12 protein-coding genes and 1 pseudogene are annotated in these 13,828 nt (G+C 74.8%); 8 read left to right on the plus strand and 5 right to left on the minus strand.

Annotated elements, in window-relative coordinates:
* Nucleotides 1-74 precede the first annotated feature (74 nt).
* Nucleotides 75-1,109, minus strand: coding sequence for a hypothetical protein (locus ACFY1T_RS14040; protein WP_390788335.1), 1,035 nt, complete (start codon nucleotides 1,107-1,109; stop codon nucleotides 75-77).
* 95 nt (nucleotides 1,110-1,204) lie between these two features.
* Between ACFY1T_RS14040 and ACFY1T_RS14045 the strand changes: the two genes are divergently transcribed.
* From ACFY1T_RS14045 to ACFY1T_RS14060, 4 genes and pseudogenes are all read left to right on the plus strand, one after another.
* Nucleotides 1,205-1,657, plus strand: coding sequence for a DUF4442 domain-containing protein (locus ACFY1T_RS14045; protein ID WP_181382609.1), 453 nt, complete (start codon nucleotides 1,205-1,207; stop codon nucleotides 1,655-1,657).
* Between the two features lie 153 nt (nucleotides 1,658-1,810).
* Nucleotides 1,811-2,013 (plus strand): annotated as a pseudogene (locus tag ACFY1T_RS14050) (DUF2191 domain-containing protein).
* A gap of 123 nt (nucleotides 2,014-2,136) precedes the next feature.
* Nucleotides 2,137-4,653 carry a beta-glucosidase gene (locus ACFY1T_RS14055; protein ID WP_390788336.1) on the plus strand — a complete coding sequence of 839 codons (2,517 nt, stop codon included), beginning with the start codon at nucleotides 2,137-2,139 and terminating at the stop codon, nucleotides 4,651-4,653.
* A gap of 57 nt (nucleotides 4,654-4,710) precedes the next feature.
* Complete coding sequence (locus ACFY1T_RS14060) at nucleotides 4,711-5,358, plus strand: DedA family protein (protein ID WP_390788337.1); 648 nt, start codon at nucleotides 4,711-4,713, stop codon at nucleotides 5,356-5,358.
* Between the two features lie 31 nt (nucleotides 5,359-5,389).
* On the opposite strand, the gene ACFY1T_RS14065 is transcribed toward ACFY1T_RS14060, so the two are convergent.
* On the minus strand, nucleotides 5,390-5,941 hold the full coding sequence (locus tag ACFY1T_RS14065) for a gamma carbonic anhydrase family protein (RefSeq protein ID WP_390788338.1): 552 nt from the start codon (nucleotides 5,939-5,941) through the stop codon (nucleotides 5,390-5,392).
* A gap of 136 nt (nucleotides 5,942-6,077) precedes the next feature.
* Between ACFY1T_RS14065 and ACFY1T_RS14070 the strand changes: the two genes are divergently transcribed.
* Nucleotides 6,078-6,842, plus strand: coding sequence for an acyltransferase (locus ACFY1T_RS14070; protein WP_390788339.1), 765 nt, complete (start codon nucleotides 6,078-6,080; stop codon nucleotides 6,840-6,842).
* A 27-nt stretch (nucleotides 6,843-6,869) separates the two neighbouring features.
* Here ACFY1T_RS14070 and ACFY1T_RS14075 read toward each other — a convergent pair whose 3' ends face one another.
* Both ACFY1T_RS14075 and ACFY1T_RS14080 read right to left on the minus strand, forming a co-directional pair.
* The gene (locus ACFY1T_RS14075; protein WP_390788605.1) at nucleotides 6,870-7,736 is read right to left on the minus strand and encodes an EamA family transporter; all 867 of its coding nucleotides are present in this window, start codon (nucleotides 7,734-7,736) and stop codon (nucleotides 6,870-6,872) included.
* Between the two features lie 93 nt (nucleotides 7,737-7,829).
* Nucleotides 7,830-8,234 carry a CoA-binding protein gene (locus ACFY1T_RS14080; protein WP_390788340.1) on the minus strand — a complete coding sequence of 135 codons (405 nt, stop codon included), beginning with the start codon at nucleotides 8,232-8,234 and terminating at the stop codon, nucleotides 7,830-7,832.
* A 148-nt stretch (nucleotides 8,235-8,382) separates the two neighbouring features.
* Here ACFY1T_RS14080 and ACFY1T_RS14085 point away from each other — a divergent pair, with 148 nt between their 5' ends.
* The 3 genes from ACFY1T_RS14085 to ACFY1T_RS14095 all read left to right on the plus strand — a co-directional run bounded on the left by ACFY1T_RS14085 (nucleotide 8,383) and on the right by ACFY1T_RS14095 (nucleotide 13,306).
* The gene (locus ACFY1T_RS14085; protein ID WP_384701660.1) at nucleotides 8,383-9,009 is read left to right on the plus strand and encodes a YigZ family protein; all 627 of its coding nucleotides are present in this window, start codon (nucleotides 8,383-8,385) and stop codon (nucleotides 9,007-9,009) included.
* 122 nt (nucleotides 9,010-9,131) lie between these two features.
* Complete coding sequence (locus ACFY1T_RS14090) at nucleotides 9,132-10,298, plus strand: exonuclease SbcCD subunit D (RefSeq protein ID WP_390788341.1); 1,167 nt, start codon at nucleotides 9,132-9,134, stop codon at nucleotides 10,296-10,298.
* Nucleotides 10,295-13,306 (plus strand): AAA family ATPase, encoded by a 3,012-nt coding sequence (locus ACFY1T_RS14095; protein ID WP_390788342.1) that lies wholly within the window; start codon nucleotides 10,295-10,297, stop codon nucleotides 13,304-13,306. The genes ACFY1T_RS14090 and ACFY1T_RS14095 overlap by 4 nt, the downstream gene beginning before the upstream one ends.
* Here the strand turns inward: ACFY1T_RS14095 and ACFY1T_RS14100 are convergent.
* Complete coding sequence (locus ACFY1T_RS14100) at nucleotides 13,296-13,742, minus strand: Lrp/AsnC family transcriptional regulator (protein ID WP_384701652.1); 447 nt, start codon at nucleotides 13,740-13,742, stop codon at nucleotides 13,296-13,298. The two genes, ACFY1T_RS14095 and ACFY1T_RS14100, sit on opposite strands and share 11 nt — an antisense overlap.
* Nucleotides 13,743-13,828: the final 86 nt, after the last annotated feature.

The raw sequence follows: 13,828 nt of genomic DNA on the forward strand, positions 1-13,828 counted from the left end.
GGCCGAGAATCCAAACGGATTAGGGTCCGGGGCGTGGGGTGGGACGAATGGTGCCGAAGGGTTCGGCCGGCGGGTCAGCCGTTGCTGGCGGTGCCGTTGAGGCGCACCGAGCTGAGGATCTTGTCCATCGTCTCCTGCGGGACCTCGCCCTGGACGCCGGCGGCGCTGTAGAGGATCCAGCTGGAGAAGTCACCGTTGGCGGTCTTGAAGCTGAAAGCGATGGACTTGCCGTCGGAGGAGCACTTGTTCTCCTTGGGCACGCCGATCGCCGTCGCGGTCGCCATGTGGCCCTTCAGGCCGGAGGAGGTGGTGTACTCCTTCGGTTCCGAGACCTTCACGGTGCCCTTGGGCGCCTTCTGCGCGTAGGCGGCGTACGCCCAGTTGCCGGCCTCGTTCTTCACCGCCTCGGCGGTGTCCTTGGCGCCCTGGCCGCCCTTGGTGCCGGTGCCGGCGAGTCCGGTCGACTCCTCACGGCCGTCCTTGTTGGAGTCGATCTTGCACCAGTCCTCCTTGAGGAAGGCCGGTGCGGAGAAGCTGATCATCGGCATGCCGTCGTTCTTGCTGTCGTCCGTGAAGCCCGAGATGACGCCGGCGCTCGCGACGTTCCACTCCGGCGGGACGTCGAAGGCGGTGCCGTACTTGGGGTTGAGGACGACCTTCCAGCCCGGGATCACGGGCTTGACGTCGTCACCGGAGCGCGGGTTGGCGCCGGGCGAGGCCGGGGCCTGGGACGCGGCGGGGGCCGAGGAGGACGCGGCGGGCTTGTTGTCGGCCACGTCGTTCTTCTTGTCGTCCCGGGTCAGGACGAACGCGCCGGTGCCGGCCGCCGCCACGACGACCGCGGACGCCGCGACGATGGCCACGGTCTTCGTCGAGAACGGGCTCCCGCCGCTCTTCGGCGGCTGCACGGGCTGCTGCGGCTGGCCCCAGGGCTGGGTCGGCGGTTGGGGCTGGTAGCCGGCCTGCGGGTATCCGTAGCCGGGCTGCTGCTGGTAGGGGTTCGGCTGCTGTCCCGGCTGCGCCGGCTGCCCCTGCTGCTGGTACGGGTTCTGATGCGCGTCCTGAGGGTTCTGCTGTCCCCCGGGCGGCTGCTGCTGTCCTGGCCACATGGCCGGTAACGATAGTGGGAGTGGATGTCGGGAGGCACGTCCGCCCCGTGTGAAGGTCTGGCCAGGGTGTCTACTCGCGGGTAACATCGCGTCCCATGAGCGCAGACCAGATGAACGTGGGCGAACTGCTCGCCGCGACCGTGCCGATGGCCCGGACCCTGAACCTCCAGTTCCTGGAGACCACCCCGGAGCGTGCGGTCGTCCGGCTGCCGGACCAGCCCGATTACCACAACCACGTGGGCGGCCCGCACGCCGGCGCCATGTTCACCCTCGCCGAGTCCGCGAGCGGCGCCATCGTCCTGGCCGCCTTCGGCGACCAGCTCTCGCGCGCCGTGCCCCTCGCCGTCAAGGCCGAGATCGGCTACAAGAAGCTCGCCAAGGGCGTCGTGACGGCCACCGCCACCCTCGGTCGCCCGGCCGCCGAGGTCATCGCCGAACTCGACGCGGGCGGCCGCCCCGAGTTCCCCGTCACCATCGCCATCCAGCGCGAGGACGAGGCCGTGACCGGCGAGATGACGGTCGTCTGGACCCTGCGCCCGAACGCGTAGGCGCGCGCCCGCCGGCAGCCGCCGGCCCCGGACCCGCCCGAGGACGAGAGCACCGCGTCCCGGGCGGGTTCCGTATTTTCGGGGGTTTCGGGGGTTTCGGGGGTGGCGGCGCGGGCAGGGCTGCAGTCCGCGCGCGACGAACCGGAGGTGGCCGTGGCCAAGGTCGACATCAAGCTCGACGCCGAGCTCGTGGTGGAGGTGATGGTCCTCGCCGGGATCGGGTCGCCCAGGACGCCGTGGAGGCCGTCGTACGGGACTACATCGCGCGCGGGCACCGCACCGAGGCGCGGGTACGGGCGCAGGACGGCGGGCCCCGACGCGAGGCCGACGCCCCGGAGCAGCCGCCGCAGGGCTGAACTCGGCGCGGCGGTGGCGCGTCCGGCCGGGCCCGGGCGGGGCGGCGGCGCACAGTGGACGGCGGGAGCGGTCCGGCGCGGGCCGCTCCCGCCGACCCGAGCCCGCAGCCGCAGGGAGCGCCCATGAGCGAGGCCGTGTCCAGACGCCGCGCGATCGGGCTGCTCGCGGCGATGGGCACCGCCCTGGGGGCCGGAGGCTGCGTGGCCGCGGTACCGCCCGGCGGCCCGGGCCCCCGCAAGACCCCGGCATCCGCCGCGGCGACCGGGGCCGCCGCGGGCCGGCCCGGCAGCGCCGCCCGCATCGACGCCCTGCTCGAGCGGCTCACCCTGCAGGAGAAGACCGCCCTGCTGCACGGCGGCCCGGACCCCGCGCCGCTCGGGCAGGCCGGGTACGTACCCGGCGTACCGCGCCTCGGCATCCCGCCGCTGCGGCTCGCCGACGGCCCGGCCGGGGTGCGGGTCGCGCGGCCCGCCACCGCACTGCCCGCCCCCGTCATGCTGGCCTCCGCCTTCGACCCGGCCCTGGCCCGCGAGTACGGCAGGGTCATCGGCCGCGAGGGCCGGGCGCTCGGCCAGGACGTACTGCTCTCCCCGATGGCCAACCTGATCCGCACCCCCTACGCCGGGCGGAACTTCGAGACCTTCGCCGAGGACCCCCGGCTGACCGCGGACCTCGTCGCGGAGGTGGTCCGCGGCATCCAGGACGAGGGGCTCATCGCCACCGTCAAGCACTTCGCCCTGAACAACCAGGAGCAGGGCCGCGACACCGTCGACGCCATCGCCGCCGAACAGACCCTGCACGAGACCGAGCTGCGCGGGTTCGAGGCGGCCGTCGCCGCCGGGGCCGGCGCGGTGATGGGCGCGTACAACAAGGTCAACGGCACGTACGCCTGCGAGAACAAGCCCCTGCTCGACGAACTGCTGCGCGGGAGCTGGGGGTTCGGCGGCTGGGTGATGTCCGACTGGAACGCGGCCCACAGCACGGTCGCCGCCATCGGCGCCGGCCTCGACATGGAGATGCCCGGCGGCACCCACTTCGGCGCCCCGCTCCAGCAGGCGGTGCGCGGCGGAACCGTCCACGAGGACACCGTGGACCTCTCGGTACGCCGGATCCTGGCCACCATGGACCGGTTCGGGCTGCTCGCCGCGCGCCCGCCGGCCCGGCCCGCCCGCGACGCCGCCGCCGGGGCCCGCGTCGCCCGCAAGGTCGCGGCCGCGGGCGCCGTACTGCTGCGCAACGAGCACGCGACCCTGCCGCTGACCGGCGACTCGGCGCGCTCGATCGCCGTGATCGGCCCCACCGGACAGGTGCCCTTCGTCAGCGGCGGGGGCAGCGCACACGTCCGCACCGACCGGGCGCCCAGCCCGGTCGACGCCATCAGACGGCGCGCCGGCAACGGCAGTACGGTGCGCTACGCGCTCGGCGAGGACCTGTACGGCCGCCCGCTCCCCGCGAGACTGCTCGACCCGCCCGCCGACCTGGCCGACCGGCACGTGGAGGCCGGGCGGAACTGGAGCCACCAGGGCGAGTTCACGCTCGCCGCGGACGAGGAGTGGACGCTCCTCGTCCACTACACCGGGAAGCGGCCCGGCGTACGCCTGGACGGCGAGGAGCTCTTCCCCGTCAGGCCCGGCGCGGCCGAGCAGTTCGCCGGCGGACTCCTGGGCGCAGCGCCCGACGGGCTCGCCGTCCGCCGCCGCACCCTCTCCCTCACGGCGGGCACCCACCGGCTCGCCGTCTTCGCCGAGGGCGGGGCCGAGGGCCAGCGCTTCCGGCTGCGGCACACCACGAACGCGAGCCGCGCCGCCGACCTCGCCGAGGCCGTGAAGGCCGCCGAGCAGGCACACAGCGTGGTGCTGTTCGCCTACGAGGACGCCACCGAGGGCGCCGACCGGACCTCGCTGGGGCTGCCGGGCGGGCAGGCGCGGCTGATCGAGGCCGTCGCCGCCGCGAACCCCCGCACCACGGTCGTGCTGAACACCTCCTCCAGCACGACCATGCCGTGGCTCTCCCGCACCGGGGCGGTCCTCCAGATGTACTACCCGGGCCAGGAGGGCGCCGCCGCCACGGCCGACCTCCTCTTCGGGGACGTGGACCCGGGCGGCCGGCTCACCCAGACCTTCCCGGCCGACGAGCGGGCCACCCCGGTCGGCGGTGACCCGCTGCGCTACCCGGGGGTGGGCGGGCGGCAGGAGTACGCCGAGGGCGTGCACGTCGGGCACCGCTGGTACGACGCGCAACGGGTGGCCCCGCTGTTCCCGTTCGGGCACGGGCTCTCGTACACGACCTGGGAGTACGAGAACCTGACCGTCCGGCCGGAGCGCGGCGGGCTGCGGGTCGGCTTCACGGTCCGCAACACCGGGCACCGCAAGGGCACCGAGGTGGCCCAGGTGTACGTCGGCCCCTCCGCGGAGCTGAAGCTCGACCAGCCGGTGCGCGCGCTGGCCGGCTACCGGCGCCTCACCCTGGCGGCCGGCGAGGCGCGGCAGGTGGTCCTGGACATCGACGCCCGCGCACTGTCCTCCTGGGACCCCGAAGCACACGCCTGGGTGCTGGGTTCAGGCCGTCGTGAAGTGTTCGCGGGCCGTTCCTCGCGCGAACTCCACCTGAGGGCAAAGGCTGTGGTCACGAGCAGATAGGCTGCCCGTTCGGCGTGTCACAGGGGACGCGCCGCCGCGACTCGGGAGGACGTACCGGTGCACATCCAGGAATGGCTGGAGACGATTCCGGCGGTCAGCATCTATCTCCTGGTCGGTCTGGTCATCGGGCTGGAGAGCCTCGGCATCCCGCTGCCGGGAGAGATCGTCCTGGTCAGCTCGGCGCTGCTGGCCTCGCAGCACGGCGAGATCGACCCCGTGGTCCTGGGGATCTGCGCGTCCACCGGCGCGATCATCGGCGACTCGATCGGCTACGCGATCGGCCGCAAGGGCGGCAAGCCGCTGCTCGAGCGGCTCGGGCGGCGCTTCCCCAAGCACTTCGGTCCGGATCACGTGGCCCAGGCGGAGCGCGCCTTCGAGAAGTGGGGCATGTGGGCCGTCTTCTTCGGACGGTTCGTGGCGCTGCTGCGCATCTTCGCCGGTCCGCTGGCCGGCGTCCTGCACATGCCGTACTGGCGCTTCCTCGTCGCGAACATCCTCGGCGGGATCCTCTGGGCGGGCGGCACCACGGCCGTCATCTACTCGATCGGCATCGTCGCGGAGCCCTGGCTGAAGGGCTTCTCCTGGGTCGCGCTGGCGCTGGCCCTGGTGCTCGGCCTCACGGTGACGATGGTGCTGCGCAGCCGCATGAAGAAGGCGGCCGCGGCCGCCGACGCAACGGAGACGGCGGCCGCCGCGGCCGAGTAGCCGGCCGCGGGGCACGGACGCCCGCGCGGGGCTACTGCGGGGGCTGGACGGCGGCGCGGTGCTGCTTGGCCAGGTCCGCGTACATCAGGGCGTTGACCTTGATGCCCTCGCGCTCCTCGTCGGTCAGCTCGCGCCGCACCTTCGCCGGCACGCCCGCGACCAGCGAACCGGGCGGGACCACCATGCCCTGCGGGACCAGTGCCTGTGCGGCGACCAGCGAGCCGGCTCCGATCACCGCGCCGTTCAGGACGGTGGCGCCCATGCCGATCAGGCAGTCGTCCTCGACGGTGCAGCCGTGCACCACCGCGTTGTGGCCGATGGAGACGCGCTCGCCGATCGAGACGGGGAACCCGGGGTCGACGTGCAGCGTGCAGTTGTCCTGCACGTTGCTGTCCGCGCCGATCGAGATCGGGCCGCAGTCGGCGCGCAGCACCGCCGAGTACCAGAGGCTCGAGTTCGGGGCCATCGTGACCTCGCCGAGCACGACCGAGGTCGGTGCGGTGAAGGCCGTGGGATCGATCCGCGGGCTCTTGCCCCCCACGCCCGCGACGAGTGCCTGGCCCCGGTCCGCCTGATCCGTCATGTTCTCTTCCTCAGTCCTGTGTGCTGGAGTGCCCTGCCTGTCGCGCTACCGGCACGGTAGGGCACGGCCCCGGCCGACCGGCGATGGGGTGAAGATCACGGCGCGCTCCGGGCACTCGGCGCGTTACGGTGACCCGGTGCCGAAGAACCAGAACACGTTCTCATCGCAGACGGCCCTGACCGCCCTGGCCGCCCTGCGCCGCAGGCTCGCCAACCGGGCCGTCCACGCCGGCTGGCGCTGGATGCAGCAGGCCGGTGCGGTCACCGCGCAGACGCCCGGCAGGCTGCGCTTCGGCGCGATCGGGCACGGCACCCGCCTCGCCTTCCCGCAGGGCACGGTCTTCGGCGAACCGTGGATCCGCCTCGGCGACCACTGCATCATCGGCGAGCAGGTCACGCTCACCGCCGGGATGATGCCGGGCCTCGACCTCGGAACCGAGCCGGTGCTCGTCCTCGGCAACGGCGTGGTGCTCGGCCGGGACACCCACGTCATAGCCGACACCCGGATCACCATCGGCAACGACACCTTCTGCGGACCCGGGGTGTACATCACCTCCACCAACCACAGCTACGACGATCCGCACGAGCCCGTCGGCAAGCAGTGGCCGCGCAGCGCCCCGGTGGAGATCGGCCCGGGCTGCTGGCTCGGCACGGGCGCGGTGATCCTGCCGGGGGCGCGGCTGGGCCGCAACGTCGTGGTGGCCGCGGGGGCCGTCGTACGGGGCGAGGTGCCGGACCACGCGGTGGTGGCCGGGGCGCCCGCGCGGATCGTGCGCCGGTGGCAGCCGGAGACGGGCTGGCAGCCGCCGCTGCGCACCCCGGCGCCGGTCCCGATCCCGGAAGGGGTGACGCCCGAGCAGCTGCGCGCGGTGGCGCTGCTGACGGAGGCCGAGCAGTCCTGAGGGCCTGTCCCGCGAAGGCGCCGGGGGTCAGCCCGCGGCGAGCAGAACCGTTCCGGCGAGGGCCAGCCCGGCGCCGGCCGCCTGGACCGTCCGCAGCCGCTCCTTGAGGACGACGAAGGCGGCGAGCGCCGTGATCACGGGGTAGAGCGAGGACAGCACGGCGGCCACGGTCACCGGTCCGTTCTGGGCGGCGACGGAGTACGTGCCGTTCGCCGCCACGTCGGCGAGGCCGACGAAGGCGAGCGCGGGCAGCAGACCCCACAGGATCCGCGGACCCGTCCCCGCCGGCAGGGCCGCGGCGCCGCGACGGGTCCGCACCCACAGGGCCGCGCCGCCCGCGGCCACGTTGGTGACCCGCTGGACGAACAGGGCGAGGAACAGCCCGGTGACGCTGCTCGACGCCTGCGCGATCAGGGCCATCACGGCGCCGAACCCGAAGGCCGCGGTCAGCGTGAGCACGACCGCCCGGCGCTGTACGGGCGCACCGCGCAGCTCCGGGCCGCCCGCCAGGACGATGCCCACGACGGCCACCGCGATCCCGGCGAACTGCCCGGGCCCGGGCCGCTCGCCCAGCGCCAGCCCCGCCGCGACGGGCACGACCACCCCGAGCGAGCCGAGCGGCGAGACCACGCCCATCGGCCCGAGCGCCAGCGCCTTGTAGAAGCTGAGCATCGCCACCGGCCCGACCAGGCCCGCCGCGACCGCGAACCACAGCTGCGGCCCGGCCTCCCGCCAGGCCCCCGTGCCCAGGACGACCGCACCGAGCGCGATCACCGCGAGGACCTGGGAGGCGACGACCACGGTCAGAGCCGGCAGCCGGCGGGTCAGCAGCCCGCCGCCGAAGTCGGCGAGACCCCACAGCAGGGCCGTGGCCAGGGCGAAGAGGGCGGTCATGGCAGGGGCCTCGCAGTACGGGAAGTGCAGTCGGAACACCCAGCACGGTAGTTCAGGTGCGCCCCGCCCCCGCGGACGGGGCGCACGGACGCCTCAGAGCGCCGGGATCTCGATGGCCGGGCAGACGTCCATCACCATGTCCAGGCCCGCCCCGCGGGTTCGGGCGCAGGCGGCCTCGTCGACCACGCCGAGCTGGAACCAGACGGCGTCCGCCCCCGCGGCGACCGCCTCGTCGGCGACGGCCCCGGCCAGGTGGCTGTTGACGAAGACGTCCACCACGTCCACCTTGAACGGGATCTCCGCCAGCGAGGCGTACCCCTGCTCGCCGTGGACCGTCTCCGCCTTCGGGTGCACGGGCACGACCCGCTTCCCGAACCGCTGGAGCGTGCGGGCCACGCCGTAGGCCGCCCGCTCACGGTTGTTGGACAGCCCCACCACGGCCCAGGTGTCGCCGAGCTCGGTGAGGATCTTGCGGATGGTTGCCGGGTCGCCGTACACGGATGCCGCCTCCTGTTGCCTTCCGGTGCGGCCCGCCACCGCGGCCCGCACCTGTGATCAACCGACGGCCCGCACGCCCGATTCCCGCCGGCCCCTGCGGCCGCCGGCGCGGGCCGGGGCGGTCCCGGGCACGGCTTAGGGTGGAGCGGTGAAGGCAGACCAGTACGTGACGGTGGCCCGGGAGGGCGTGCACGAGGCGGAGATCAACCGCTCCCGGTTCCTGTGCTCGCTCGCGCCCGCCGCGACGGAGCAGGAGGCGCAGGAGTTCATCGCGCGCGTCCGCAAGGAGCACCCCACCGCCACGCACAACTGCTTCGCCTACGTCGTCGGGGCCGACGCCTCCGTCCAGAAGGCCAGCGACGACGGGGAGCCCGGCGGCACCGCCGGGGTGCCCATGCTGCAGATGCTGATGCGCCGGGACGTGCGGTACGCCGTCGCCGTCGTCACCCGGTACTACGGCGGCGTGAAGCTCGGCGCCGGCGGGCTCATCCGCGCCTACGGGGGAGTCGTCGGCGAGGCCCTCGACGCGCTCGGCACCGTCACCCGCAGGCGCTACCGGCTCGCCACCGTCACCGTGGACCACCAGCGGGCCGGCAAGACCCAGAACGACCTGCGCTCCACCGGCCGGACCGTGGTGGACCTGCGCTACGGGGCCGCGGTCGAGATCGAGGTCGCCCTGCCCGAGGCGGACCTGCCGGCCTTCGAGGCCTGGCTCGCCGACAGCACGGCCGGGAGCGCCACCCTCACCCTCGGCGGGGAGACGTACGCGTCCTGAGGACGTGGCCCGGGGGCCCCGGCGACGCGTTAGCGTAGAGGGGCTCAGTGAGCGGGACACGACCGGGACGACCAGGGGGACGGAAGAAACATGTGCGGCGAGACGTCCCGCGGGGCCGGCGAGTGAGGCTCCTGCACACCTCCGACTGGCACCTCGGCCGGTCCTTCCACCGCGTGAACCTGCTCGGGGCCCAGGCCGCCTTCATCGACCACCTGGTCGAGACGGTCCGCGAGCACGAGGTCGACGCGGTCCTCGTCGCGGGAGACGTCTACGACCGGGCCGTGCCCCCGCTGCCCGCCGTCGAGCTGTACGACCGGGCCCTGCACCGGCTCGCCGACCTCGGCGTGCCCGCCGTGATGATCTCCGGGAACCACGATTCCGCCCGCCGGCTCGGCGTCGGCGCCGGGCTGATCGGCCGGGCCGGGATCCACCTGCGGACCGACCCCGAGGGCTGCGCCGACCCCGTGGTGCTGGCCGACGCACACGGGGAGGTGGCCCTGTACGGACTGCCGTACCTGGAGCCCGCCCTGGTGAAGGACCGCTTCGGCGCGCGGAAGGTGAGCCACGAGGCCGTGCTGGGCGCGGCCATGGACCTGGTCCGGGCCGACCTCGCCACCCGCGCCCCCGGCACCCGCTCCGTCGTCCTCGCCCACGCCTTCGTCACCGGCGGACTGGCCAGCGACAGCGAGCGCGACATCGCCGTGGGCGGGGTCGAGGCCGTGCCGGCCGCCGTCTTCGACGGGGTGGACTACGCGGCCCTCGGACACCTCCACGGCTGCCAGACGATCAACGAACGCGTCCGCTACTCCGGTTCCCCGCTCGCCTACTCCTTCTCCGAGGCCGACCACCGCAAGACGATGTGGCTGATCGACCTCGGCCCGGCCGGCGAGATCACCGCCGAGCGCCTCGACACGCCCGTGCCGCGCCCGCTCGCCCGGCTCCGCGGGCGCCTCGACGCACTGCTGGAGGAGTCCGCGTACACCGCGTACGAGGACTCCTGGATCGAGGCCACCCTCACCGACCCGGTCCGCCCCGAGGACCCCATGGCCCGGCTCGCCGCCCGCTTCCCGCACACCCTCAGCCTCGCCTTCGACCCCGAGGGCCGCGAGGAGTCCGGCGCGGCCTCGTACGCCCAGCGCCTCAAGGGGCGCAGCGACCAGGAGATCGCCGAGGACTTCGTCGCCCACGTGCGCGGCGGCGGGGCCGCGGACGAGGCCGAACGGGCCGTGCTCCAGGGCGCCTTCGAGGACGTACGGGCGGACGACAGCCGGCAGGAGACCCGCCGATGAGGCTGCACCGGCTCAGGATCACCGCCTTCGGGCCCTTCGCTGAACCCCAGGAGATCGACTTCGACGCGCTGTCCGGCGCCGGGATCTTCCTGCTCCACGGCCCCACCGGAGCGGGCAAGACCTCCGTCCTCGACGCCGTCTGCTACGCCCTGTACGGATCGGTGCCCGGACCCCGCCAGGCCCCAGGCACCAGCCTGCGCAGCGACCACGCCGACGCCCAGATCCCGACCGAGGTCACCCTCGAACTCACCGCGGGCGGGCGGCGCCTGGAGATCACCCGGCGCCCCGAGCAGGACCGGCCGAAGAAGCGCGGCACCGGGACCACCAAGGACAAGGCGCAGAGCTGGCTGCGCGAATACGACGGGGAGGTCTGGCAGGGGCTCAGCCGCTCCCACCAGGAGATCGGCGAGGAGGTCGAGCAGCTGCTCGGCATGAGCCGCGAGCAGTTCTGCCAGGTCGTCCTGTTGCCGCAGGGAGAGTTCGCCAAGTTCCTGCGGGCCGACGAGGCGGCGCGGGGCCGGCTGCTGGGCCGGCTCTTCGACACCCGCCGCTTCGCCGCCGTCGAGGCGCTGCTCGCCGAGCGCCGCCGGGCCGCCGAGGCCAGGGTCCGGGCCGGCGACGAGAAGGTGCTCGGCACCGCCCAGCGGCTCGCCCAGGCCGCCGGGGACAGCGCCGACCTGCGCGCCTGGCCGCTGCCCGGGCACCAGCCGGGCGACCCCGGGCTGGCCGCGGCCGTCCGGGCCTGGGCCGCCGTGGCCCGCTGCGCGGCCCGGGAGCGGCTGACGGTCGCCGAGTACGCGCTGGCCGCCGTCGAGGGCCGGCACGCCGCCGCCCGGCGGGCCGCCGGGGAGGCCCGCGAACTCGACCGCCTCCAGCGCCGCCACGCGGAGACGGCCCGCCGCACCGCCCTGCTCGCCGAGGCGGAGCCCGAGCGGGAGCGGGTCCGCGCCCTGCTGGACCGGGCCCGCCGGGGAGCCCTGGTGGCCCCCGCCCTGGAACTGCGCGGAGCCGCGTCGGCGGCCCACCTGTCCGCCGCCCACGCCGAGGCCGCCGCCCGCGCGGAACTCCCGCCGCCCCTCGCCGAGGCGGGCACCGAGCAGCTCTCCGCCGTGGAGCAGCGGCTGCGGGAGGACCTCGGTGCGCTCGGCGCCGCCCAGCGGGCGGAGCAGCGCAGCGCCGAGATCGGCCGCGAGCGCGCCACCCTGGAGCGGGAGGCCCGCGACGCCGAGGAGCAGCTGCGGGACTCCGCCGACTGGCTCGGCCGCTGGGAGGCCACCCGGACCGCGCTGGCCGAGCGGGTGGACGCCGCCCAGCAGGCCGCGACACTGGCCGAGCAGCTCGCGGGGCGGCTGGAGCCGGCCCGGATGCACCTGACCGCCGCCCGGCGCCGGGACGAGCTGGACGGGGCCGCGGAGCGCGCCGAGGGCGAACTGCTCTCCGTACGCGAGGAGTCGACCGCCGCCCGGGAGCGCTGGCTGGAGCTCAAGGAGGCCCGGCTGCGGGGGATCGCGGCCGAGCTCGCCGAGGCGCTGGTGGCGGGGGAGGCGTGCACGGTGTGCGGATCGGCGGAGCACCCCGCTCCGGCGCGGCCGGCCCCCGGGCACGTGGACCGCGCCGCCGAGGACGCCGCCCACGGCCGCTATGAGCAGGCCGAGGAGCGCCGGGCCGCCGTCGAGCGGAAACTCGCCGCCGTCCAGGAGGCCCGCGCCGAGGCCGCGGCCGCCGCCGGGGAGGCCACCACCGCGGAACTCCTCGCGCTCACCTCGGACCTGAGCGCCCGCCACGCCGCCGCCCACGCCGCGGCGGCCGGGCTGCACTCCGCCCGGGAGCGGCTGGCCGGCGCCGAGCGGGAGCACGCCGTCCGCAGCTCCGACCGGCTCGACGCCGAGCGCCGGGCCGCCGGCCGGGCCTCCCGGCGCGAGGCCCTGGACCGGGAGCAGGCCGCGCTGGAGGCCGAGCTGGCCCTCGTCCGGGGGGACGCGCCCACGGTGGCGGCCCGCGCCCGGACCCTGGAGGACCGGGTCCGGATGGTCACGGGCGCCGCCGCCGCGCTGCGCCGGGCCGAGGACAGCGCCGCACGCCTCAAGGAGGCCGACGCCCAGCTCGCCGACGCCGCCTTCAAGGCCGGCTTCGACACCACCGAAGCCGCCGCGGACGCGGTTCTCCCGGACTACGAACGCAGCGCGCTCCAAAGGAGGCTGGACGCCTGGCAGGCGGAGGAGGCCATGCTGGCGGACCGCCTCGGCGAGAGCGACACCGCCGCGGCCGCGACGCTGCCCCCGGCCGCGCCGGACGCCGCGGAGGCGTACGAGGCCATGGCCGCGGCGAAACTCCGTACGGCGGGCTCGGCCGTGGACGCGGCCCGGGTGCGCTGCGCCGAGTTGGACCGGCTCTCCCGGCAGGCGGAGCAGGAGCTGCGCGCGCTCGGCCCGCTGCGCGAGGCGTACGACCGCGTGGCCCGGCTGGCCGGGCTCACCGCGGGCACCTCCGCGGACAACGAGCGCAAGATGCGGCTCGAGGCGTACGTGCTGGCCGCCCGGCTGGAACAGGTCGCCGCCGCGGCGACGGTACGGCTGCTGCGGATGTCCGGCGGCCGCTACACCCTCGTCCACTCCGACGCCAAGGCGAGCGGACGCGGGCGTTCGGGCCTCGGACTGCACGTGGTGGACGCCTGGACGGGCAGCGAGCGGGACACGGCCACGCTCTCGGGCGGCGAGACCTTCTTCGCCTCTCTCGCCCTGGCGCTCGGACTGGCCGACGTGGTCACCGACGAGGCGGGCGGCATGCGCCTGGACACCCTCTTCATCGACGAGGGCTTCGGCAGCCTCGACGACCAGGCGCTCGACGAGGTGCTCGACGTACTGGACTCGCTGCGCGAACGGGACCGCAGCGTCGGCATCGTGAGCCACGTCGCCGACCTCCGGACCCGCGTCCAGGCCCAGTTGGAGATCGTCAAACAGCGGGGCGGCTCGCTGGTGCGCCACCGCACGGCCTCCCTCACGGACTGAGCGGGCGGCGGGAGAGCGGCGAGGAGTAGACGATGCTGGTGGTGACGGAGCCGAGGCCCGAGATCCGGCCCGCGACCTCCTCCAGATGCCCCATCGAGCGGGTGGCGACCTTGAGCACGAAGCAGTCGTCGCCCGTGACGTGGTGGGCCTCCAGGATCTCCGGGGTGGCCTCCAGCAGGTCGTGGAAGGGCTTGTAGTTGCCGTGCGGATAGCGCAGCCGGACGAGCGCGAGGATGGACTTGCCCAGCTTCTCCGGGTCCACCACGGCCGTGTACCCGGTGATCACGCCCGCCTCCTCCAGGCGGCGCACCCGCTCGGTGACCGCGCTCGCCGACATCGAGACGGCGCGTGCGAGATCGGCGAAGCTGGCCCGGCCGTCCTCCTGGAGGGCGGTCAGAATGCGCCAGTCGGTGGCGTCAGGGGAATAGTCGGTCATGGGTCAGATGTAGCAGGGGAATCCCCGGCCGAACAAGGGGAAGGCCGGGGAATGGCACTTCTCGGGATGATCAGCGGCTCGTAGAT

Source organism: Streptomyces sp. NPDC001194 (genome assembly GCF_042896985.1).
In the GTDB taxonomy this organism is placed as follows: domain Bacteria; phylum Actinomycetota; class Actinomycetes; order Streptomycetales; family Streptomycetaceae; genus Streptomyces.